Below are 23792 nucleotides of genomic sequence, written 5' to 3'. Positions count from 1 at the left end.
GACTCGCTAAATTTTTGTCGATGTTATTATCAGTTAGTGATTTTTACGTCGACGTCCTGCTCCAATAAAACCTAACGCTAACAGACCGAGTAAACCTAAGCTACCACCTGAATCAGATTTAGGTGCTTCTGGCTCGATAGGGTTTTCTGCTGGTGGCGGTGTTGGTTCAACACCATCAGAGTTTACCGTCAACATAAAGCGGGTACTCGCTTGATCTGACGGGTAAGCCATATCATGCACGGTCACCGTGACTTCAGTCATGCCATGCCAATCAGCGTCAGGCGTAATTGCAAAGGTGTCACCAGTAACGACACCAGTCACATTGTCGCCGCTTATCATCATACCGTTTTGAGTGCCTTTAATGTCATTGTACATGACACTTAAACCTTCAAGGGTGGTATTTTCTTCCATGCTCATATCGGACATAGATGAAATAGTGATATTACTTTGGGTGGCAATATTGTGAGAGATTGTCACCATTTCTGAATCAGCATATTGCGACTCAACAGTCACTAAGTTATCTGCACCAATGGCATTTGCTGATACACGCGCTGAAAATGACAACGTCATTGCTGTTTGCTCTGGACCGCGATAATCGGCACAAATTACCATGCCTTCAGATACTTTCTCATCAACATTGTTAAAGGCAAAGCCATCATTAAACCAACCGCCAGCGGGGCCAAATGTTGCTCGCTCTCCCCAATATCCATGTAGGCCTACTGACCCAAAGTGACCATTGCTCGACTGTAATGTTTTATAAGCAAATATCATTTCAGGGGTGTTTTCATCAAAGCTAATATCCGTTGAAATAACTGTTTGTATATTAAACTTCGCATCCGGGTCTGGATTTGAGTTACCAACGAAGAAGCTTGCAAATTCTTCACCACCGTCCCACTGCACAATATAATGATCATCTGTCACAATGGCGTAAACCACGTTTTTGAAGCGGAAGGTATCCCAGTCAATACTGCCTTGTGGCATTTGGACATCACCACGCCAAAGCGGGGCTATTACCGTATCAGGGAAACCTTGAAAGTCATCATTAAACTCAGTATGAGCATCCCAGAAAATAGGTAATTGGTCTAGTTGAACAAAACCAAATGGTGAGATCCCAAGAGTGTTTTGCGCGAAGACTTCAGGGTTACCATAAAGTGGAATATGCGGCAGGCCATTTTCAGCCATAGGGATATAGAGGACGTCTTTAGCTTTACCTGATATTTGTAAATCTTGATAACCGTGAGACGGTAAATCAAAAAAGGTTTCATCGTCGCCATAGGGGACTTTACAAGTCGCGTCATCGAGGTTTGTGCTATAAACATAATGACGTTTCATATCAACAGATGAAGCTTGGGCTGCACTAATATTGATGCTATTTCCTTCAACAACCATTCCATCAACATAATTACCGATGCCGCCAACCACAATTGAATCTTCAATTAACTGAAGATCTTTTGCTATGGTCGTATTGACTGTAAATTCACGTTCCCCACCTAAAAGGTTAGGTGCAAGTTCCACTGTGAAGTCAATAATATCGCCTTCTTTACCAGCCATTTGTGATGCTTCAATGGTAGTATCAGCACCAAAGTGCTGTAATTTTACAGCGAAGTCGCCTAAATTACCCGTGTTGTAATCATCACTGCTTAAGCCAACGACACCGTAATAGGTATCACCTTCCTCTGCGTCAGCTAAATCATAATTTAGTGTTAACTGGTAGGGTGTTAGGCCATCAGTAGAAGAGGGGCCTTCAACGGTTAAGTTACCGCTGTCTTCACTACCAATAATAGCTAGGCTAACAATAAATTCATCAGCCAGATCCTTTGGGTCTTCATAATCCCATTTCCAGTTAGCAGCAATGGCCCAGTAACGCCCAGGTGCTGGATCGTTAATAGCACAAAAATCACCATTATCAGTGGATGACATACAGATAGCTTCATCTGTCCACTGAATATCTTCATCCTGGTTAATATCCATGCCTAGATCGATTGAAGTATAAGCAAGCTTAGGCGCTGACAGTACTTCCCAAACGAGGCGTTTAGTCCCTTCAGGTACATCAAAGAAGGTCACTTTAGCACCAGCAGCTTCGATTTCTTCTACTGTTAGCCCTGTGGAATAGTTACGACCCTCTAGGGCTGCAGAATTCATCAAATATTCAAAACGTTCACCTTTGCTTAAACCATATACCGTGGTATTTAGAGACTGTATCTCGGCGGTTTCCAACATAGGAGTTAACGTATGACCTTTCTCTCTGTGGATGATGCCTGTTACTTCAGTTGGCAAATTATCACCACTATAACGTATGCTCACTGGCATATGTTGAGTCGGTGTATTGCTGTCTTCAGGGGTCATAACCACATTGCCCAACAGCTGAATAATTGAGGAGTCCACGCCAATAGCTTCAATTTGAAGTACTTTAGCTGTTAACTGTATCGCTTGAGACTCGCCAGCCTTTAAGGTGAAGGTTTGCGGCGAAATTTCAAGTTCGAGCATTGGCGCGCCTTCCATCGTGTCTGGCGTTGCCGTTACTGTATAGGTACCATCTTTTGTTGCCGTGACTACTCGCATCATACTGCAAGTACCAGCACAGGTTTCTTGATAGAAATATGGCAGGTTTAGTGTATGAATGTTGCCGCCATTGTTTGGGTTGGCTGCGCGGTAATTATCTGCTGTTTCGTCAAATAATAATCCGGCATTGTTAGCGCGTGATACATTTATCACACCACTGCCCGCATCGCTAAACCCTGCTGGAACAGGATCTAAAGGATAACCGTCATTTGAGCGGGTAACCCCTGTTAGTGAGGCTGTTGTCATCAACGCTGATTGAATCTGTGCCGGTGTCCACTCTGGATGGGCTTGGGTTAATAGTGCCATCGCGCCAGCGACATGAGGGGCAGCCATTGAGGTACCGCTAATGGCGGCATAATCAGCTGGCATTCCTTGCATACTAAACGGCATTTCATCTGCATAGGCTGCATAGATATCAACACCAGGCGCCGCAAGGCTTGGTGTCATAACATCTGGCACTGTTAGGTTAGGACCACGAGATGAAAAATCTGCAATATAATCTGGTGTGGCTTCTTTAGTGATAACGTCAGATGCGGTAATAGTTAAGCTATGGTTTGAACCCGTTTCAAGCCACTGTTGTAGTCCAAAATAATTATTTTGGTAAGAACCTGCATAGCTATCATAATCGATATTAATTCCTGGAATTGAATAGGGGTCATTATGAATGGGATCAGAAAAGCCTGAATTCCATAAGATAAATCCACCAGCGCCACCGGCTTCTACGTTAGTTGCTTTGGTTACACGGGCTATGTCACCACGCTTACAAACAACAATAGGAGCAGTGTCATAAGCTACGCCCTCTGGATCCACAGTAAAGAAGTCTGCAGGAAAGGCTTCATTACACATTTCATACTCAGTGCCATAAGCGCTCGCTGCGACAACTGGCCCTGTGTATTCTGTGGTAATACCTGCACCTATGATATCTTCAAGTGGCTGGTCACCACCTGTAGCGGCTGTTAGCATTTTTCCATCAACTGCGATTTCGCGTGTGTGGGTCGATGCTGCAACTGAGGTCACCCAAGGAGATAAATGATCGATTGCGCCACGGGCCTGAGCTGAATTGGTTGGGTCATAGGCATTACCTGCAGATGCTGATACTGAAATACCTGCTTCTCGAGCAGCAAGAAAGCCTAGCTCCATAGGATCATCCCAAGGGAATGCGCCAAAGGTCATGCCAATAGAGTAGTTGATCACATCTACGCCATCAGCAATAGCATCTTCAATACCTGAAAGTAGTGCAGCGCCTGGACAACCACCATAGGTGTCACCAAAGCTACCATCACCAGGGAAACAGACTTGGTACATGATGATGTTAGCGCGTGGTGCTACACCTGAAACTTTGTCAAATTTAAGCCCTGTAGGGACACCATCACCAAGCTCGCCTGGTAAAGGGACGACATAGTCAACGTCAAACAGCTCATTACCCGCTGACGTCGATGCTGTGTGGGAGCCGTGGCCGTTATAGTCTTCACCATTTTGCGGACGTTTAGGATCTATAATGCCCCATGGGTTTGCATCTGGTTGAAATGCCGGGTCGGTGTAACTGTCGGTGATACTTTCGTAAGAGCGCACCCCAATCAGTTTGTCGTTACACATACTCGCGAATTCGGTCTTTTCACAATCTCCTAGATAGTTTTCATAACGAGCTGGCATTTGATGGGTGTAACCATCGCCCGCAACGGCAGCAAAAGAGGGGTGGTCAGAATTGATACCAGTATCAAGTACACCGACAACAATCCCTTCACCTTTATACTTATCGTCAGCAGCTGAACCACTCCAAAGGCCATCTGAGCCAATATGCTTAGGGCCTGTATCCGTATGAAGTTGATAGATTTGTTCCGCAGTAACATTACGTATACCTGGCAATGCTGCAACGGTTGCCGCTTGCTCTTGGGTCATACGTAACGCCATGCCGTTAAAGGCCAAGGTATAGCGCTTTTTAACATCAAGATTTCCACCTACAGTGGCCGAAATTTGCGATAGCATTTGATCTTGTTTCGTTGATAAATACTGGCTGTAACGCTTTACTGCACTACTTTGCATATCCAACTTATTATGGTTTCTCGCATTGAGCATCGCAGGTACAGTGTTCATTGATGGTGACGTTGCTGCAAGTTGCTGAGTACCACCACGGTAGAGTGATACGGGCTTGTCACTCATTTCGATTATATAAACTTGTTCGCCTTGTTGATCTTGTTGGTATTTGAAGGGAACCTTACTGTTTTTATCTGTAGCAACTGCACGGTGTACATTTTTCCCATTACTGGTTCTGTTAACCAATGATTGGGTTCCATTTCTGAGTTTGCCACTTTTTAATTCTTCATTATATTTAATGATGGCATCTGTTATTTCTATTGAACGCATTCCATAGCTCGGATCGGAACTAGGCGCAGCAGCGCCCGCTCCGGCGGCATAAATGGCCGCTATCGTCATTAGACTTATCTTTTTCAGTTTCATACAAAATCCCGCTTAATTAGGTGTTATTTCACAATTAAATAACTTTTACGTAACAATAATTAAGCGGTTGACTGAAAAATATCCAATGTATTATGTCTATTGCTGCTTGTACTATTTGCATGATTAAATTATTTTTATTTTAGATATTTTGCCAATTTGAATTTGTTTAGCTTTATAAATTGCTCTCGGTTGCATTCTTAGGTTATTTAACTATTAAGACTGTTTTTTTTGAATTTAAAACCTTAGTTCGAATTTCGTTTTTTATGCGTAATTACTGATTTATAACGGCCAAATGTTACAAATAGATACATTTTGAGGGTTTGTTTTATGAGCTGGTTTTTGTGATCATTTAAAAGTTAGGGTATTTAAAAAAGAAAAAGGCCTTCAGATGAAGGCCTTTTGAATGTCCTTTAGTCATGATCTCGATTGACTAAAGCTAATCACAGTTCCAAATTAATTAGTGATTTTTGCGTCTACGTCCTGCTCCAATAAGTCCTAATGCGATAAGGCTTAGGAAACCTAAACTACCACCTGAATCAGATTTAGGTGTTTCAGGTTCTGGTGTCTCAGCCACTGGAGGAGTCGGCTCAACGCCATCAGAGTTTACCGTAAGGGTAAAGCTCATTGATGCCGCATCGTTAGGGAACAAGTTATCAGCAACGGTTACCGTAACAAGCGTTTCACCGTGGAAGTCAGCATTAGGCGTTATATCAAATGTTGAACCTGATGTATGACCGTTAATCACAGCAGTCACATTATCGCCACTAACACTAATAGTGTTAGCCGATAGGCCGCCATCACTATCTGCGTAGGTTACGCTTATGCCTGACAATGTTTCATTTTCTTCAACCATTTGGTCGCCGATGGCAGACATCACGATGTTAGAGGCAACAGCGATAACTTGTTCAGTGTTGGCATCAGAAATACCTTCAACTTCACCCGTTACAGTCAATACTTGATCAATACCCAAGGCATCATGAGTGACTTCAGCTTGCATAGTCACATATACCATACTGTCATTTTGACCACTGATGTTGTAACAGACAACCAAGCCATCAGAGACTTTATCGGTGAGGTCGTTGTAAGCATAGCTTTGTCCTACATGGTCATTAAGTGGGTAATATGTACCACGTGGACCATTGTAGCCTCGTACACCGATAGAACCTTCACCTGGCTCTCCTGCAAAGTCGATATTGTCATAGGCCATGACAATTTCATATCCGCCAGGTGCGTGACTGGTGTTAGCTTTTAAGAACACTTGGAAGTCATAGCTATCACCACGTGGTGTGATTGACTGGTTCCAGTTTTCATCCCAGCTTTCATCGTGAGTTGCTGCTTTATTCCATTCAATAATGGTGTAATCATCAGCGTATGCAACCGTAACACCTTTTGCTTGGCTACTATCCCAACTAGGCTCATACATTGCCAAGTTCCACTTTTGATCCTCAAAGATATCGCTGATACCACCCCAAAAAGGTGCTACTAGGTAATCAGGTGGGGTGCTGTAATCCGTGCTTGGTAGTTCTAGGTATACATCCGAAGGCATTGGGTTCCATGGGTTGTATTGAAATACATCAAGCTGTAGCCAACCTTTAGAACTCAGGATAACTGAATCAGTCGTGAAGTAATCAGCATTATCAAATGCTGTCATCGTGCCAGATTGTAGCGGGATCTCAATATCATGAACCCAGTTACCCCAGCCCCACTCATTGACTTCGTAGAAGCTACCCCAAGTGACATCGATACCAAATTTAGCAAGGTCAAGATAGCCACCATCAACAGGTGTTCCATCTGGGTAGTCCATTTCTAGTGGCGTGCGACACATTGCGTCTTCGAGGTTGGTAGTCACTTTGTAGTTAGTTTTTAAACCTGCAGTATTTAGCTGAGTGCTTAACAAGGTGAAACCGTTTTCAGTTTCAGTTAAGCCTTCAATGACAGTCATAGAGCCTGGGACTAACTTTAATCCTGCAGATAAACTCGCAGCGAGTTCGATATTTCGATCCACTCCTGAAAGGTTAGCTTGAACCATCACGCTTAGGTCGATAATGTCACCGACACGTGCAGCATCTTGCGAGCTGTCAATGGAAACACTGTTTACACCGCGAGTAATATGCAGTGGCACAAGTGCCAATGAACCTTCAGCATTATCGCCTGCAGAGATTGCCGCTGCAGAGTAGTAACGCTTACCTGGTTCCATCTCCAGATCCCAGTCGATAGTCAGGCTAGAGTTACGCTCTGTAGTATCCTCAAAGTTTAAAGTGATAGCTGAAGATATATCCTTTGGAATTACCACATGGGCAACTTCAATGGTATCAACGGCATCGTATGGGAAGAGCGGATAAGCGCTCATGACCATAACGGTATATTCACCCGCTTCAGGGTTTTCTAACGCACAGTATTCCCCTTTAGTCACACCGCCCAGCATAGAGCCACAAATTGCTTCAGAACTGTGTAGACGATCGTCATTATTATAATCACGGAAGATATAGATACTGGTATCTAGATACATATTCAGTGGATGGTCGATGGTTGAGTCAATACGACCAAGCAGCTCTGCGCGAAACACTGCGCTGTTTTCAGGTACGTCAACCTTGAAGGTCTTGATGTTCGGTTGAGTCAAATCGTAATAGAACTCATCATCGATCATCGGGGTCCCAAAGGGCATTCTTGGTAAGGTTATCTCCGTTGTCGTTGCTTCTACTGGGTTGTATGCCACGCCGCTAAGGCTAGAACCTGGTGCTCCAAAAGGCACATCTGCAATCACATGCTTCGACATATCATCGTGCGCAGTGATATTAATGGTACTTGGCAGAGTTTTACCTTGGTATGTGGCTAAAAACGGCCATTGAGCACTTGGGATTGTCGCATCTGATGCTTCAAAGTTGATTGAACCATAAGTCGACTGAATGGTTCCATCGTTCCAAGCCATATCAGACTCTTTAAACTGACTCGTCACGGTTAGATCAATTGACTCACCGGCTTTTAAGGTAAATGTTGACGGTGATATTGACACTCGGGCAGTAGGGTCAAGGGTAAAGTCCCACTTTAATGGATCTCTATCTGAATGGTTAGCACTTACTGTCCAAGTACCATCTTTGGTGGCTGTAACGGTACGTAGCCAATTACAACTCAGACCACAATCTCTATTAATCAATTGTGGTAAGTTGAGGTCACGAACCTGGCCGCCGTTATTTGGATTTGCTCGGCGGAAATTATCCGCTGATTCATCCATAATAAGACCCGCATTGATTGAACGCCCCACGTTAGCTAAACCGTGACCTGCGCGATAAGGGCCAGCAACTTCCACTTTTAAATCATATGGGTGAGTAGCCTTAATTGCTTGACTATCGGCTGTCATCTGCAGTGCAGATTGAACTTCTGATGCTGTCCAGCTTGGGTTAGCTTGGCGCACTAATGTCATGATCCCTGCAATGTGCGGGCTCGCCATTGAAGTACCGCTAATGGTGCTGAAATTACGAGTATCAGCTTGCGGGTTCAGTGGGTTTTCATCATTCCACGCCGCGAAAATGTTCACGCCTGGCGCAGCGATCCCTGGTGAAAATAGCTCTTCAACAGTACTCGAAGGGCCTCTTGATGAGAAACCCGCTATCCAGTCAGCATTATCAGGGTTTATTTCTCGGGTCGCAGTAGAAGCGGTAATGGTGCCTTGAAGACCTGTACCAGATGTAATCCAAGGTTGTAAGCCTGTGGTTTGCCAGTCACCGTACCATTGCGTCGCGGAAAGGTGGATACCTGGGATGGCATAGGCATCATTGACGACGGCATCACCTTCACCTTCAGCCCAAGTGTTATAGAGAACAAATGCCCCCGCACCACCACTAGCAGCGTTAACCGCTTTATCAACCCGGGCAATATCTCCACGTTCGCAGATAACAATATGGCTAGGCTCAAAAGTCCCGGCAGCGAAAGGGCTGTTACAACGGGCGTCACCATAATCAGCAGCAAGGACAAACTCACCAGTAAAGGCTTCTGAAATACCGGCAGCATCAATTCTTGCTGGCATCAGCGCAGCGTCGCCACCGACAAAATTTTCCAACGCTTTGTCAGAGATAACAATTGAACGAGCATGGGTGGTGGCTGCCACATTTAATACCCAAGGAGAAGTATGATCTACGGTATAAAATGAATCAGTACCATAAGCCTCTCCAGAGTTCCCTGCTGATAAAGCAACGGCAACACCTGCTTCACGTGCAGAAAGGAAAGCCATTTCAAAGGCATCATCCCATGGGAAGTTTTCCCCACCACCGATGGACATATTAATAACATCTACACCATCTTTAATCGCTTGTTCAATAGCAAATAACATGGCATCGCCAGAGCAACCTCCGCTGACCATACAGACTTGATAGGAGATGATATTGGCATGAGGTGCTACACCTGAAATCATTGGCATTTTCACGCCAATAGGTGTTCCAGGGCCGCCACCAAACTGGCTGGCAACAACGTCAACATCACTAAGGAAGTTACCCGCAACGGTACTTGCTACGTGGCTACCATGACCTTGAAAATCTTCACCAAAATCAGGGGCTAATTTATTACCCCATTCATCACTGTATTCCGCTGTGATATCTTTGTGAGTGTAAACACCAATCAATTTATCGTTACAACGGTCGGCAAATTCTGCCTCGCTACAGCCACCAAGGTAGTTGCCACTGCCAAGCGGGTTGATATGTTCGTAACCATCGCCGCCAGTTGCGGCAAATGATGGGTGGTCAGTATTTACGCCAGTATCAATAATACCGACAATCATTCCTTCACCTAAATATTTACTACCATCAGCCGTTTCTGTGCCATCCCATGCACCAGTTGCGCCGACATGCTCTGGACCAACATCAGTATGCAGTTGGTAGGTTTTTGAGCGTTGTACGTAAGCAACCTCTGACATGCTGGCAAGATCTATCGCTTCTGCCTGAGTCATTTCAACGGTAACGGCATTCGTTGCAAGGGTGAATTGTTGTTTTATCTGAATACCAGATTTTTGCACAAAGCTTTGTTGCTTATTTAACAGGTGGTTTGTGTAAGCACTCACTGCGGCCTGCGTGCCACTAACCGGATTGCCTGCGGTAAACAGTTTGCTGCTAGTAGCATTAATGCTAGGTTTAGTCGCTTGAAGTCCTGGGATATCGCCTTCATAGGTTGCAACTGAGCTGCCATGAAGTCTTACGATATATGTATGGGTTCCAACAAGATCCTTTTCGATTTGAATTTTGTCTTTGGCTTGCTTAGGAGAGAAGTGAATGTTACTCATCTTTCCTGTTCTCAAAGGCTTTATGTTTTGAACATTGGCCTTTGCTTTAGTTTCCTGCTGGATTTTGTACAGCTCCATCACATCGATGGCTTGGGGAATATTACTACCTACGCCTGTTTGTTGATTCGTTACGGCAGCGGCATGTCCGATACCGCCAGCATATATTGCCGTTAACGTCATCAATGTCAGTTTTTTTATTCTCATGATGAATCCCTAATTTAATTAGTGTGTTCCCAGCAAAATTAAAAGTTAAGCTAGTGTTATTGATATTGCGGTTTTGTTGCTGGGTAATCCAATGCAAAATTAATCATTAAATGATGCATGAAATCTATTAATGGTTAAAAATAGTGAATATTAATCGATGCATTAAATGTATTACACTGATACTTAATTGCTATCAATGGTTGTTAATATTATTGATACATATTGATACATAATTATTTCGCATTAATTTCTTTTAAATCAATAGTTTGAGTTGTATTTTTTGGCATTTAAGTTGTGCATTATTATTATTATTTTAATGTTTAAGTTTTGTGTGTTTATATGTTTTGAACATTTTGTTAATCTTAATTGAATATTTTAAAAATAAGAGTATGTTGACGTGATTGTTATTGTTGGCTGATTTATTTTCGCTTGGGTAATATTGTTTAATACAGTTTTTAAATTACTGATATTTGCTTTGTTATTGCCGTGTTATTGTTTTTGTTGTTTTTGAATTAAGTAGGTTGAATGGAGTTAAGGCATTTAAAACATTTTCTTGTTGTGGCGGAATTAAAACATTTTCATCATGCGGCAATAGAATTAAATTTAGCGCAACCTTCTCTTTCTAGAAGTATTCAGAAAATGGAAGATCTCCTGGGGGCTAAGTTATTAGAAAGAAATTCACGTTCAGTGTCTTTGACCCCGTTTGGTGACGTTGTAGTAGAGCATGGCACTCGCATTGTGCGTGATGTAGAGCTATTAAAGCGAGAAATACAGGCTATTCAAGGGCTAGAAACGGGTGAGTTGATTGTTGGGGCGAGTGCTATTCCGTTAAATAGCATCGTAGGGCCTAGTATCGGGCAATTTATTAATATTTACCCACATGTCGCTGTAGAATTAAAAGTAGGGGCTTGGCAGGAGTTGTATCAGAAACTGTGTAAGGCTGAAATTTCATTATTTATCGCAGAAACCAAAGCGACTGAGTTAGATCAAAGGGAAGAGGTTGATGTTATTCCATTGCCTTCTTTTCAAGCGGTATTTTGTTGTCGTGCCGATCACCCGTTAGCGCAACAACAGCAGATTAATTTAGCAAACTTAAAAGCTTTTCCTTTAGCGATACCCAGTGCACTACCAGCCAGTTTATCTGAGCAATTTGATGATTTGTTTAGTAAGCATCGAAAAGATTTTTCTGGTTTGGTTAAGTTTGAGCAGTTTCAGGCGATCAAAGAGTCGCTTTGTGAATGTGATTTAATCGCCTTAGCACCTGATGTCTCTATTCGAAAGGAGTTGGCTTCGGGGGCATTAGTTGCTTTGCAAATAGTTGATATGCCAGACATCAAAGCGTCTTTCAGTATTGTACACCTTCGTAAAAGGCCGCTCACTCCAGCAGCCCATGCTTTTATCGATTTTCTTAAACAGTAAGCTCTACTCATTCACTTGAAAGAAACTGAGACTCATAGCGTGAGCTTATTGACTGTTATTCTAGCTTCTCTGATGCTTTTTCATCGAGGATGAATTCATTTATTGTCTCAAATAACCATTGATAAAGTGGCTTATTACGATGACGATAATGATGGCAAAAGTGGTTTTTAAATAATATAGGCTCACCATTTAACAGTGGGATTTTTCGGATGACACTATCATTATAAAGACCATGATAACTGGCGCCCATGGGATGTATTAACTCAGTTTGAGATACCACACTTAATACAGAGCTCGGGTGTGGGCTTCGATAAACAATATCTGGTACTAAGCCCTCTCTCATTAAAATTTTCTCAATATTCGTCATGTGTTCATTCCAACCTGGTACATGCAAAATAGCTAAAGGATATTGCACTAAAGATTGCTCTGTTATTGTCGATTGGGCAAGAGGGTGACTTTTACTGAGATACACCTTTGCTACCAAAGACGGCAGCGGCTTAATACTCATTTCTTTCGACATACCATGGGGTAACATTGTTACCGCGAAGTCTTGTTTACCCGTCATTAAATCAGCTTCAGTTTCATTCCCCCATACAGAGACAATAAGTTGAACTTTAGGGGCAACTTCATGCAACTTTAAAAATAACTTATCGCTAAGCATGCCAACTAGTGCGGGGTGGAATGTTGCGTGTATTTTTCCTGATAACTGACTTAAATCGAATTCATCCACGTGATTGATAATATCTGATAACTCCTGCCAAGTATTAGGCAGATGCTGAGCAAGATAATGGGCTTTATCGGTTGGTGTTAGGCCGTGCCTTGTTTTAACAAAAATAGGGTCTTGAAACGCATCACGAAGCTTTTGTAGCGATCGACTCACATTGGGTTGACTCATATTGAGACGTTCTGCTGCCCTATGGGTATTGAGCTCTTCATAAATGACAAAGAAAATCTTTATTAGGTTGAGGTCAAGTGCTTCAAAAGGGGTCTTGTTCATCATTTATCGCTGGTTGAAACGGGTGAGTTAATGATAGCGGATTAGATTATATTTAACAGTGTTCGTGGCAGTTTAATAAGAATGGTATTAGCGGAAGAGTTGGGGGAGAACTCGCTTACATACAAGGTATTAATGCATGTAAGCTGAGTCAGTTAGGCTTATTTCAGTTCAATATTACCGCTAATGGTGTTGATACTAAAACGACCTTTAGCATCGCCAGTTTTAAATTGAATGCTTTCTCTTGATGAGTATTTACTTTTTAACGGTTTATCATCAGTTAAGCTATTAGTAATGTCTCCACCAGGGCCGCCATCCACTTCGAAGGCTAAATTTGGCATGTTAGTGAATTTCACTTCAATATCACCACTGACAGTATCAAATGAAGCTTTTGACACTTTATCGCCTAAACTGATTTTGATATCGCCGCTTACGGTGACTAGCTTGATTTTTTCAGCGGCAATAAAATTGCCTTCAATATCACCTGAGACTTGGTCGATACTCAACTTAGTCACTTGGTTATTCTTTGACTCGAATTCGCCACTGACTAATCGATATTGCGCTTTCCCAACGGCATCTTTATCTTTGATATCGCCTGAGACGGTTTCTAATTCAATTTTGCCGTTTAAGCTTTCAGATTCAATGTTGCCTGACACTGTATAAAGCTTAATCTCACCTTCAATCTCTTCGGCTTCTAAGTTGCCACTCACTAAAGCGACTTCTATTTTTCCTGAGAGCATTTCCACTTTGTAATCTGCCGAAACACCATCCGCTTCTAGCATCAGCTTTTTAGGTAATTTGATCACCAAGTTTGAACCGTCTTTATTATTGCCTCGGTAGCTACTGGGTAGTTTATCTTCAATGTGGATTTGATTGCCTTTTTGCTCAAAGATAAACCCTTCAGATAATTCATCTAACTGACCGGTTACGCTAATGAGGTCTTTGTCCCAGCCGATGATTTCAACTTTACCTCGCTGCACTTTTAATTCTATTTGCGGGTTAGCACTCACAGTCATCTCTTTATCAACAGATTGCGCAGCAAAGCCCTGTGTCGATGTCATAAGTGTTGAGGTAATTAAAAGACTGCTGCCTATGATGAGCCTACCAACAAACTGGCTTAGATTAATGTTCATATTGTATTTCCTTGAGTCGATGGAGTCGTATTATTTGGAGTGCGCTGTTGCTGCTGCAACAGTTCAATTTCACGTTTCATTACCCATAACCATAAATCCCATACTTGCTTGTTATTAGGATCATTTTTAAGGGCTTTTTGAATTTCTTTTGAAGCCAGTTGTAGTTCGGTATAACCCTTACTAAAAGGGTTCGATAGGTCATTCAATTGCATACCGACGGTATATTTGTTGTCATCAAATGTATTGATTTGTTGTTGATGCGTGGCTGCAATTTGATCAACCAGTGCAACTAAATCTTCGGTAGAACGATTGGTTAACGTATCGTTCATCGCGGCAGTTACAGGGGCAAGAGTTGGATTTTGGGCTGATCCTGTGGATAGCATCCAACCTAACACCATGACAAACCCAACACTGGCAGCAATGGCAAGGTTTCGCCATCCGTGCTGGTTTGCATGTTTATTTAAATTGGGCTCTGAGCTTGTTTGAGCACTGATTTGATCATCGATGTTTTGCCATAAATCATTTTTAGGCGATATCTCTTTAGGTAAACTATCAATGAGTTCTGATAATTTTTGCTGCTGTGTGTTGATGTTCTTCATGCCAACATCTCCTGTAACATAAGCTTTGCTCTATGGTATTGGGCTTTACTGGTGCCAACGGCAATATTTAAGCATTGAGCCACTTCATCATGTTGATAGCCTTCAATGGCACACAGTACAAAGACGACTCTGGTTCTTTCCGGTAACTTCATGATTAACTTATCAAGGCGGTGATATTCTTCCGTGTTGCTAATGGCATCATGATTTTCGCTAATGGTTGTTTCAGGTAGAAATCGATTCCAAAATCGTTGTTTCGACTTCATGCTATTAATGGCCTGGTGGACTGATAACCTGTGTAGCCAAGTAGAAAACTGGCTTTCACCATTAAACTGATCCAGCTTTTGCCACAATCTGACAAAGCAATCTTGGCAGATCTCATCGGCATGATCAGCGCTACCACTTAATCGAAAACAAATCGCATAAACACGCCCTTGGTGACGCTGATAAAGTTGCTTAAAGGCATCCTTATCTCCAGCTTTAGCGTTAGTCACTAATGCATCATCAGGCGTTGAACTATCAAATTGATCACTTTCAGCACTGGATATATCTGTGCTGACTGGATTATCAATAGCTGTAATCTTGTTTGAGGTTAAGTTCACCCATTATTCCAATTTGATGTGAGTTACTAGATTAGACATTAGCAAGTTGGTAAAAGGTTTACTTAATAAAATAATATATTTTTATTATTGAAGGCGGATGAGGCTATATTGCTTAGATGAATGAAAGGGAATAAACAGCGAGATCAGTTAATTAGTACAGATAAAATTGTCTAAATTTCAAGTAAGCAACTATATTTTTTAGGTACTTGCCAATAAATAGGGGGTTTTATGCTCATTCGTACCAAACTTATATTGAGTGTGGTGGTTTCTTTAGTGGCCTTTGTGGCTATGTTTGGGCTCCAACTTTATACCACAGATGTTAAGTCAACTCTGGCAGGTGCTGCTAATGGTGTAACCACTATCGAGCGAGAAGTACTGCAACTCAGGGTAACAGAGAAAGATTTTTTCGATCGACTAGATACAAAGTATATCAACAAGCATGACGTTATATTTGCCAATATAAATGACCTTATTGATGAATTGAATTTGACGCTGAATCAGCGGGATTTATCTACAGACAGTCTACAGAATTTCAAGCAAAGTCTTGGTCGATACAAAGCCTTATTCACAAAATTAATCGCACTACAAACTGAAATTGGTTTGACACCCAAGACGGGTTTATATGGTGATTTAAGACAATCAGTTCATAACGTAGAATCGATTTTAACTGAACAGGGAATGAATAGTTTATCGGTAACCATGCTGCAATTACGCCGAAATGAAAAAGACTTTATGCTGCGTCGTACAGAGAACTATATTGAAAAGTTTGATAAAAACATCACCTTATTTAAGTCGCGTATTCAATCCTCTACGTTAAATGCTCAAAGTAAATCTCAACTCATTTCATTAACCAGTGCCTATCAAGATAGTTTTAAGCAATTAACAAATAAAGAGAAACAATTTGGCCTTAATGCCTATGAAGGGCAAATGCTATTGCTTAGAGAAGCGATTCACACAACGGATAAAGACTTAAATAAATTACACGAACAAACCTATGAAGAAATTAGTATTGCTGAAACCAATGCTCTGATTTTAGGGGCAAGTATCTTTGTCCTCATTACGTTTATTCTATGTGTTTTTGCGTATTTGATATTACGTAGCATAGTGGTACCTATTAATGACATAAACAGAGTGATTGAAGATGTTGAGAGAAATAAGGACCTCACTTTAAGGTGTGATGAAAGTAAAGAAGATGAACTAGCTGATATTGCTAAACACTTCAACAAGATGGTTCATAGTTTTCAAGTGTTGATTGAACAAGTTAATGACTCTGTAAGTTCGATGACGGTATCTTGCGAAGAATTATCTCAAAATGCGGTTATTGCCTCAGAAGGAGTGTCAAAGCAACTCAGTGAAACCGATATGGTCGCAACAGCGATTACTGAAATGGGGGCCACCATTGAAGAAATTGCTAGCAATACCGAACAAGCTGCGTTAAAAGCCAATGAAACTAATGAGAATGCTCATCAAGGTTTGGTCAGTGTTGAAAAGACTATTGAAAGAATTCAATCTTTAGCGACTCAATTAAGTGACTCTTCAAAAGTGGTTGGCGAGCTTGAACGTGACAGTGAAACGATTGGCACAGTCTTAGATGTTATTCGCGGTATTGCGGAGCAAACTAACTTGTTGGCACTCAATGCAGCTATTGAAGCAGCAAGAGCAGGCGAGCAAGGCCGAGGCTTTGCTGTGGTAGCCGATGAAGTGCGTAATCTTGCGATGCGAACTCAAGAGTCTACTGAAGAGATATCAGGCATTATCACGACATTGCAGTCACGGACACAATCTATAGTCCAATTGATGAATGCCAGTCAGCAACAAGGCCTAGATAGCGCCGAGCAAGCTGCAGGAGCGGGAGAGTTACTCAAATCCATCACCCAAGATGTGCAGACCATTTCGGATATGAGCACGCAAGTGGCTACCGCGATTGAAGAACAAAGTATGGTGGCTGCAGAAGTGAATAAAAATGTGGTGGTCATCCGCGATATCGCCGATGAAACAGCGCAAGCCACTGAGGAAAATTCAGTCGCCACTGAAGATGTAAGGCAGCGTGCTGAGGTATTACATGATGCTGTTGCAATATTTAAGGTCAGTTAGTGGCTGATTATTACCCGTAGTGACAAAAAATTATTTACAGGCTCAAAAACAGAGCAATTAACAAAAAATGCCCAATCAATTGATTGGGCATTTTATATCATTTAACTTTATCTGAAATCGGCTTTATTAACTTTAGCCACGAGCCATATCAATGTTAGATACAGCGTTCGTTAATGCTAATTAAACGCCAGTAACCGTTTTAACACCATCAGGGCTACCAACAAGTAACACATCTGCGCCGCGATTAGCAAAAAGACCGTTTGTTACCACACCAACGATAGCATTAAGTTGCTTTTCTAGTGTTTTAGGGTCAAGAATTCTGTAGTTGTACATGTCTAAGATAACGTTACCGTTATCAGTTACTACGCCTTCACGGTAAACAGGATCGCCACCTAACTTAACGAGTTCACGGGCAACATATGATCGAGCCATCGGGATCACTTCGATAGGGAGTGGGAACTCACCTAAAATATCCACTTGCTTGGTGTTATCAACAATACAGACAAACTTTTTAGCCACAGCTGCAACAATCTTTTCGCGTGTTAGTGCTGCGCCGCCACCTTTAATCATGTCCATGTGAGCATTGATTTCATCCGCACCGTCAACATAAACAGATAGATCAGATACGCTATTGAGATCAAATACTTCAATACCCAATTCTTTTAATTTTTGAGTTGATGCTTCTGAACTTGAAACTGCGCCTTCAATGTCATTCTTCATCGTTGCTAGCGCATCAATAAAGTGATTAACCGTTGAACCCGTTCCAACACCAACAATTGAACCTTCTTCAACATATTTTAGTGCAGCCCAACCTGCGGCTTTTTTCATTTCGTCTTGAGTCATGACAACATCCTGTGGTGGCAATCTAGCAATGGTAAGTATTAAAATTGGCCTGAGTATAACAAAAGATAAACAGTGCTCGATACGGCAGTGATTTAATTAATCGACTCTGAAGTCACAGATTTCGTTACAGGGTAAAATTGTGCGTGTTTAAAGGCATTAATTACCCGAAAATTAATATCACTGGCAAATTTTCGCTCTAATCTAATATCCATCACATAGGCTTTTACGGTGAGCTTGATCAAGTGCTGACCAAACTCGTAATCTGTGGCGATATTGACAGTAATGGGCTTGTCTAAAAAAGTGTAGGGAGAGCATTGAGTGGCTTCTTTTACTAATGCCATGGCTTGTTGATGATCAACGTCCACGGGTAAACAAAAATTGACCACCACCATTTCATCTAATGCGCCGCTATTGGCATTGGATACCGCGGTTTTTAAAGCTTCGGCATTAGGCACCATTACCGTATTGTCATCAAAGGTTCGTAGCCATGTGACACTCCAATCGAGTTTTATCACTTCGCCGTAATGACCTGCCAATGTCACCATGTCACCAACCCGATAAGGCGGAGTAATCATAATGATTAATCCCGCTATCATGTTTTTAGCGGGTTCTTGAGTGGCTAAACCTAGCACAATACCAATTGAACCAATAACCGCCAGTACCAGGTTTTCGTGGGGGTCAATGATTTCTACAATGGTGTAAATAATCACAATCGCCCAGGTGATTAATCTGATAAAAGGGTATAAACGGCTCCAGAGTAATCGGTATTTCGGCAACGTTTTTGTAAGTTGGCTAAGAAGAAATTGAGCGAGAAATAGCACAAACCATGCAATTATACATACCAGAGCAAAAGCGAATAATTTTTCGAACGAAATGATGTCTAAAATAGCCTGTAGTGCTTTACGAGAGTCGTCCATTTTTACCTATCTCCTACAAATACAACTTATTATGATTGAGCAAGTGCATCGCAATTATCCGTGTTAACGTCGGCGTGATCAGATAATAATGTTGGGCAAAATCTTGTTTTGAATAATGCGCCTTAACTAAGCCTTGTCGTGCTAAATACTCAAGTTTTAACGAGCTATGCTCAATGCTGGTGGCAAAGATTTCAGCGTGTTGAAATACCCGTAAGCCGCCGTGAACGTAAAGCTCTGCCAGGCTAAACAAATCTTCATCAATACATTGTTTAAGACTGCTCAAATCCGGTTGTGAAATCGGGTTTAGGGTAATAGGGCTATTGCCATCATTGACTAGCGCTTGCAGTAATAACACGCAGGCCAGTTTAGGGTGTCCGTCACTGGCTTGGTGTAGCTGCTTAGCCATATTATCAAATAAGCTGTTGTTGGTTTCTTCATCATTAGTATCAGTTAGCTGCAAACTTATCTGGCTGGTTTTTTGTTTGAGTAGGTCAGCCAAGTCTTGTTGAGAAAAATAATCTAACGTGATGATCGATTTAACGAAGTTGGTGATTGAATATTGTGATGATAATCGATGCCACACGAAAGTTTCGCAGCCTAAAATCCAGCAATGGTGCTGGCGAGTTTCCATCAGCATGGTGGCAAAAGTCACTAGCGCTTGATAATTTCCCATCATACGTAGCATTAATTTGTGTAAATCATCGATGATTATAATGTGCCGCGGCAGCTGATTGATCAGTGCTATAGCTGCGGTTATCGATGTCGGTGCCTCGGTAATATTGAAGCAATAACATAAATTGGCAATGGCTTCTTTGGTTGTTAACACACCATGGTAAAAACTCAGATAAGTCACAGTATGCTCTTGGGCATACTGTTGGTGAAACTGGTTTAGAAAAGAGCTAACACCACAGCCAAAAGGCCCAATAACGGCGGTAAGCTCACCTTTATTGTTTTGCCATCGTTCAATGGCATCGGTCAATTGCTGCTGTTGCGAGTCTCTACCGATAAAGTTATCGATGCCGGGTATTAATGGCGTATACAGTAATTTTTTATCGATTTCTGACTGGGCTGAATGACTTGGATAGCATTGCGCTATCGCTTTCAAAGACAATTTCCCTTCAATATCGTCTTCGTTAACGAGTGCGTGAGTATCTATACCAATCAGCGCTTTGACATGTTGCCAAGCTTTAGATATTAGTGGCAATTGAACATCCATTTAGTCTCTTTCCTATGGCTTTATGTCATTGATAAACCATTAATCCGACAGTTCAACCTCGTACTTATCAGATAAATAGAGCTTACTTAGTCAGCTAGCTTTACTGTTAACTTTAGCTATTAACTTTAGCACCTAACGCTAATACAGAGAAGAATGTTCATAGAGGTCGACTCGTAAACTGAGATAACAAGGGGAATAGCAAGTGGAAATGGTAAGGGGAAATTGCCAAGGAAAATAACAACGAAAATTACCAGCTGTGGTAATTAGTCACAGATTTAATTGAAATATAACAGTCTGCAGTGAGTATTTTTGGCGTGCTAGGAAATGAGAGAGTCATTTCGACGAATAATGTCACCGATTAATTGATTTATGTAAGGTGATTCAAATCAACATGTAGCGTAAAGGGCGCTAATATTGATACAAAATTCTGTGACCTTTAACGGTTTTAATCGATATTGCAACTGCCACTATCTGTATTAATCTTATTTGTAGATAACCTATCGTATTCAATAAATTTAACAGTGACTTAGGTCTCATTTACTGCATTTGTAATCACGATAGACTCAATCGAATTTATACGTTTTAACTTCCAGTATAGAAGCGTATATGATGTGGGAAATTAAACCACACACTGTACAAGGTTATTACCTATGACTAAGCTGACCACCGTAGCTGTATTACTAGCTTCAATATTTTCGATTTCTATCTCACAGGCTAGCGAGCCAATTGAAGTGATTAAACCTGCTGTGATCACTGAGCCTGAAAAAGTTGAGTTAGGTAAAATGCTCTTTTTTGAACCACGCCTTTCAATATCTGGTTTTATTTCGTGTAACTCATGTCATAACCTGTCGTTAGGTGGTGTCGATGCGCTACCCACTTCTATTGGACATGAATGGCAAGAAGGACCAATTAACTCACCGACAGTGTTAAATGCTGATTATATGTTGGCACAATTTTGGGATGGCCGTGCTGCTACTCTAAAAGATCAAGCAGCAGGTCCTATCGATAATCCAAAAGAAATGGGCTACACCCATGACTTGGCAGTAGACACTATTGCTTCTATGCCAGCCTATGTAGCGCGCTTCAAAGATATCTATGGTACTAATGAGGTTAATATTGATCGCATTACCGATGCCATAGCAACATTTGAAAAAACCTTAGTTACGCCAAATAGCCCATTCGATAAGTATCTCGAGGGCGATAAAAAAGCCATTACAGCTAATGCACAAACGGGTTACCAGTTATTCAAAGATAAAGGTTGTGTGGCCTGTCATAACGGCCCTGCAGTTGGCGGCACTATGTATATGAAAATGGGCTTAATCAAACCATTCCATACCAATAACCCTGCTGAAGGCCGTAAAGGGGTAACCGGTAAAGAAGCGGATAAGTTTGTATTTAAAGTACCGACGCTGCGCAATATTGAGCTTACCTATCCCTACTTCCACGATGGTAGCGTATGGACCCTTGAAGAAGCAGTAAATACTATGGCTGATATTCAATTAGGGCAAACCATGAGTGAGACCGAAACCACTCAAATGGTTGATTTTTTGAAGAGCTTAACAGGTGAACAGCCGCAAATCATGTTACCTATTTTGCCGCCATCAAATGCGAATACTCCGCGTCCAGTGCCGTTTAAGTAGTACTAACATACGATTGACTTAATATAGCTATATCTCCTTAAAGCCTGCTACTAAGCAGGCTTTTTATTGGCTATCATTTATTGCCTATGAGTTATTTGTTTACCCTTTATCTGTTTTACATCTTAAAAAATAAAATACCGATCATTCAATAACATGGACTGAAAAGTACCTAGGGTACGTATAAGTGATTGCTATGTTTTAAGCTGGGATAGGATTAGTATATGGGTGGATATTTAAAGAGGTAGCCATATTTAAAGGGACAGATATGTTTATAGGGCTGCCATGTTTAAAGGGAGAACTATGCTCATTAAGAAGGGAAACCATGTTCATAGGGGCAATCATGTTTAAAGAGAGCAGTCATGTTTAAAGGAAACAGCTATGTTTAATATGGATTTTAGCCAACGCATTGTCATCGATACCAATAAGCTTGATTGGGATAAAAGTCCTGCTCCTGGAGTATGGCGTAAAAGACTGGCCAGAGAAGAAGCTGAACGCGGTCATGCTACTAGTGTGGTTAAGTATGATGCAGGTGCGAGCTTTTCATCTCATCCGCATCCATTAGGTGAAGAAATATTAGTCCTATCTGGAGTGTTTTCAGATGAAACGGGCGATTATCCCGCTGGGACCTATATTCGTAACCCCGAAGGTTTTAGTCATGCCCCTTTTAGTGAACAGGGCTGCGAGTTACTGGTAAAACTTCATCAATTTCAACCCAGTGATATTGCGCAAGTACGGATAGATACCAATAACACAGATTGGCTACCAGGGCAGGGGCTGCTGCAAGTTATGCCACTTCATCAGCATCTTACAGAATCAACAGCATTAGTATTTTGGCCCGCAGGTTGCCAATTTCAGCCCCATCGTCACTTTGGTGGTGAAGAGATATATGTCATCAGTGGTGAATTCATTGACGAGTTTGGGCGTTATCCTGCTGGTACTTGGATCCGCAGTCCACACCTAAGCCAGCATAATCCCTATGTTGAGCAAGATACCGTGATTTTGGTTAAAGTGGGGCATTTGATATTAGGTTAATGAGCCTCCTCCGTTAATACTAATGTGCCATTTGAGAACTTTAGGGCCTAGCTTATGAATATTGCATATCTAAAACTTGGTACCGCTCTTAACTAGCTATTAGTGAAAATAAGTCACTCGCAACGAGTAACTTTTATAGAGATAATTAGCCATATTTTTACATCATCACAGGGTTATCATGACTGACATTACTGCCACACAAGCTGATATTGTAAGCTTTATTGAAAAACTGACTCAACAAACTGAAACCAACAAGAAAGAGGGCTGTATACGCTTTGAAGATAGTATGGCGCTGATAGAAGCTCACTATGAATTTACTCCTAATGCCTTTACTAATGGCAAGCAAGTTAATGTAGCGGGTGAAAATTCAGGATCATGTAAATTATTCTCATTTGCCCACTCCCACCAGTTAACCCAGCTGCAAACTCTACGATTATTTGGCCAATATTACCTTGATGTTTTGAATACACCAGAAGGCAATGACCATCAAAATATTCGTCAGTTCATCATTAATGGTTGGGCTGGGGTCAGCTTTTCTCAGTCTGCTTTAGCTTTGAAAGAGTAGAGCTTTAACGGTCTTGAATTTGGTCTCAGATATGTTCGGTTTGATGAAACTTAATGATTCTATTCGATTGCATAAGAGTCATTAAATTGTACATTCACAATGTTTACTTGATTGGGGTTTAAGTTCAACATTTATAGAATTAACAGCATTAATTTTTAGGACCATAGGTTGTCATTTCAACCTTGTCGACACTTTGTTGGATAAGAGGTATATGTTAGTGGCGGCGTTTCATTTTACAGCTAGATCGTT

At 41.5% G+C, this 23792-nt stretch carries 14 protein-coding genes; 5 read left to right on the top strand and 9 right to left on the bottom strand.

Going from position 1 to position 23792, the window contains the following annotated elements:
* Nucleotides 1-33 precede the first annotated feature (33 nt).
* The gene (locus FPK91_RS21215; RefSeq protein WP_144210725.1) at nucleotides 34-5019 is read right to left on the bottom strand and encodes a S8 family peptidase; all 4986 of its coding nucleotides are present in this window, start codon (nucleotides 5017-5019) and stop codon (nucleotides 34-36) included.
* A gap of 457 nt (nucleotides 5020-5476) precedes the next feature.
* On the bottom strand, nucleotides 5477-10492 hold the full coding sequence (locus FPK91_RS09270; protein WP_144210723.1) for a S8 family serine peptidase: 5016 nt from the start codon (nucleotides 10490-10492) through the stop codon (nucleotides 5477-5479).
* A 525-nt stretch (nucleotides 10493-11017) separates the two neighbouring features.
* Here FPK91_RS09270 and FPK91_RS09265 point away from each other — a divergent pair.
* Nucleotides 11018-11911 carry a LysR family transcriptional regulator gene (locus tag FPK91_RS09265; protein WP_144210721.1) on the top strand — a complete coding sequence of 298 codons (894 nt, stop codon included), beginning with the start codon at nucleotides 11018-11020 and terminating at the stop codon, nucleotides 11909-11911.
* A 55-nt stretch (nucleotides 11912-11966) separates the two neighbouring features.
* Here FPK91_RS09265 and FPK91_RS09260 read toward each other — a convergent pair whose 3' ends face one another.
* From FPK91_RS09260 to FPK91_RS09245, 4 genes are all read right to left on the bottom strand, one after another.
* Nucleotides 11967-12911, bottom strand: a complete 945-nt coding sequence (locus tag FPK91_RS09260) for a LysR family transcriptional regulator (protein WP_144210719.1) — start codon at nucleotides 12909-12911, stop codon at nucleotides 11967-11969.
* A 155-nt stretch (nucleotides 12912-13066) separates the two neighbouring features.
* Nucleotides 13067-14038, bottom strand: a complete 972-nt coding sequence (locus FPK91_RS09255; protein WP_227006722.1) for a DUF4097 family beta strand repeat-containing protein — start codon at nucleotides 14036-14038, stop codon at nucleotides 13067-13069.
* Entirely contained in the window at nucleotides 14035-14637 is a 603-nt protein-coding gene (locus FPK91_RS09250; protein WP_144210717.1) for a hypothetical protein, read from the bottom strand. The genes FPK91_RS09255 and FPK91_RS09250 overlap by 4 nt, the downstream gene beginning before the upstream one ends.
* Nucleotides 14634-15182 (bottom strand): RNA polymerase sigma factor, encoded by a 549-nt coding sequence (locus FPK91_RS09245; RefSeq protein WP_144214283.1) that lies wholly within the window; start codon nucleotides 15180-15182, stop codon nucleotides 14634-14636. The genes FPK91_RS09250 and FPK91_RS09245 overlap by 4 nt, the downstream gene beginning before the upstream one ends.
* Nucleotides 15183-15464: 282 nt before the next feature.
* Here FPK91_RS09245 and FPK91_RS09240 point away from each other — a divergent pair, with 282 nt between their 5' ends.
* Nucleotides 15465-17330, top strand: a complete 1866-nt coding sequence (locus FPK91_RS09240; RefSeq protein WP_144210715.1) for a methyl-accepting chemotaxis protein — start codon at nucleotides 15465-15467, stop codon at nucleotides 17328-17330.
* Between the two features lie 180 nt (nucleotides 17331-17510).
* On the opposite strand, the gene rpiA is transcribed toward FPK91_RS09240, so the two are convergent.
* The 3 genes from rpiA to FPK91_RS09225 all read right to left on the bottom strand — a co-directional run bounded on the left by rpiA (nucleotide 17511) and on the right by FPK91_RS09225 (nucleotide 20306).
* On the bottom strand, nucleotides 17511-18173 hold the full coding sequence (gene rpiA / locus FPK91_RS09235; RefSeq protein ID WP_144210713.1) for a ribose-5-phosphate isomerase RpiA: 663 nt from the start codon (nucleotides 18171-18173) through the stop codon (nucleotides 17511-17513).
* A gap of 92 nt (nucleotides 18174-18265) precedes the next feature.
* Nucleotides 18266-19090: a mechanosensitive ion channel family protein gene (locus FPK91_RS09230; RefSeq protein ID WP_144210711.1), complete on the bottom strand. Its 825-nt coding sequence runs from the start codon at nucleotides 19088-19090 to the stop codon at nucleotides 18266-18268.
* A gap of 13 nt (nucleotides 19091-19103) precedes the next feature.
* Nucleotides 19104-20306: an ATP-binding protein gene (locus FPK91_RS09225; RefSeq protein WP_144210709.1), complete on the bottom strand. Its 1203-nt coding sequence runs from the start codon at nucleotides 20304-20306 to the stop codon at nucleotides 19104-19106.
* Nucleotides 20307-20956: 650 nt separating this feature from the next.
* Between FPK91_RS09225 and FPK91_RS09220 the strand changes: the two genes are divergently transcribed.
* The 3 genes from FPK91_RS09220 to FPK91_RS09210 all read left to right on the top strand — a co-directional run bounded on the left by FPK91_RS09220 (nucleotide 20957) and on the right by FPK91_RS09210 (nucleotide 23543).
* Nucleotides 20957-21946 (top strand): cytochrome-c peroxidase, encoded by a 990-nt coding sequence (locus tag FPK91_RS09220; RefSeq protein WP_144210707.1) that lies wholly within the window; start codon nucleotides 20957-20959, stop codon nucleotides 21944-21946.
* A gap of 378 nt (nucleotides 21947-22324) precedes the next feature.
* A complete protein-coding gene (locus FPK91_RS09215) occupies nucleotides 22325-22978 on the top strand; it encodes a cupin domain-containing protein (protein ID WP_144210705.1) in 654 nt (217 codons plus the stop codon).
* A 178-nt stretch (nucleotides 22979-23156) separates the two neighbouring features.
* Nucleotides 23157-23543: a HopJ type III effector protein gene (locus FPK91_RS09210; protein ID WP_144210703.1), complete on the top strand. Its 387-nt coding sequence runs from the start codon at nucleotides 23157-23159 to the stop codon at nucleotides 23541-23543.
* Nucleotides 23544-23792 lie beyond the last annotated feature (249 nt).

The sequence above is a fragment of the Shewanella donghaensis genome (assembly GCF_007567505.1).
Classification (GTDB): domain Bacteria; phylum Pseudomonadota; class Gammaproteobacteria; order Enterobacterales; family Shewanellaceae; genus Shewanella; species Shewanella donghaensis.
Note: the sequence above shows the minus strand (reverse complement) of the source record. Positions and strands in the feature narration are given on the sequence as shown.

Coding starts and splice junctions, on each gene's coding strand:
- FPK91_RS21215 (WP_144210725.1), bottom strand. CDS start 5,019: ATGAAACTGAAAAAGATAAGTCTAATGACGATAGCGGCCATTTATGCC.
- FPK91_RS09270 (WP_144210723.1), bottom strand. CDS start 10,492: ATGAGAATAAAAAAACTGACATTGATGACGTTAACGGCAATATATGCT.
- FPK91_RS09265 (WP_144210721.1), top strand. CDS start 11,018: ATGGAGTTAAGGCATTTAAAACATTTTCTTGTTGTGGCGGAATTAAAA.
- FPK91_RS09260 (WP_144210719.1), bottom strand. CDS start 12,911: ATGATGAACAAGACCCCTTTTGAAGCACTTGACCTCAACCTAATAAAG.
- FPK91_RS09255 (WP_227006722.1), bottom strand. CDS start 14,038: ATGAACATTAATCTAAGCCAGTTTGTTGGTAGGCTCATCATAGGCAGC.
- FPK91_RS09250 (WP_144210717.1), bottom strand. CDS start 14,637: ATGAAGAACATCAACACACAGCAGCAAAAATTATCAGAACTCATTGAT.
- FPK91_RS09240 (WP_144210715.1), top strand. CDS start 15,465: ATGCTCATTCGTACCAAACTTATATTGAGTGTGGTGGTTTCTTTAGTG.
- rpiA (WP_144210713.1), bottom strand. CDS start 18,173: ATGACTCAAGACGAAATGAAAAAAGCCGCAGGTTGGGCTGCACTAAAA.
- FPK91_RS09230 (WP_144210711.1), bottom strand. CDS start 19,090: ATGGACGACTCTCGTAAAGCACTACAGGCTATTTTAGACATCATTTCG.
- FPK91_RS09225 (WP_144210709.1), bottom strand. CDS start 20,306: ATGGATGTTCAATTGCCACTAATATCTAAAGCTTGGCAACATGTCAAA.
- FPK91_RS09220 (WP_144210707.1), top strand. CDS start 20,957: ATGACTAAGCTGACCACCGTAGCTGTATTACTAGCTTCAATATTTTCG.
- FPK91_RS09215 (WP_144210705.1), top strand. CDS start 22,325: ATGTTTAATATGGATTTTAGCCAACGCATTGTCATCGATACCAATAAG.
- FPK91_RS09210 (WP_144210703.1), top strand. CDS start 23,157: ATGACTGACATTACTGCCACACAAGCTGATATTGTAAGCTTTATTGAA.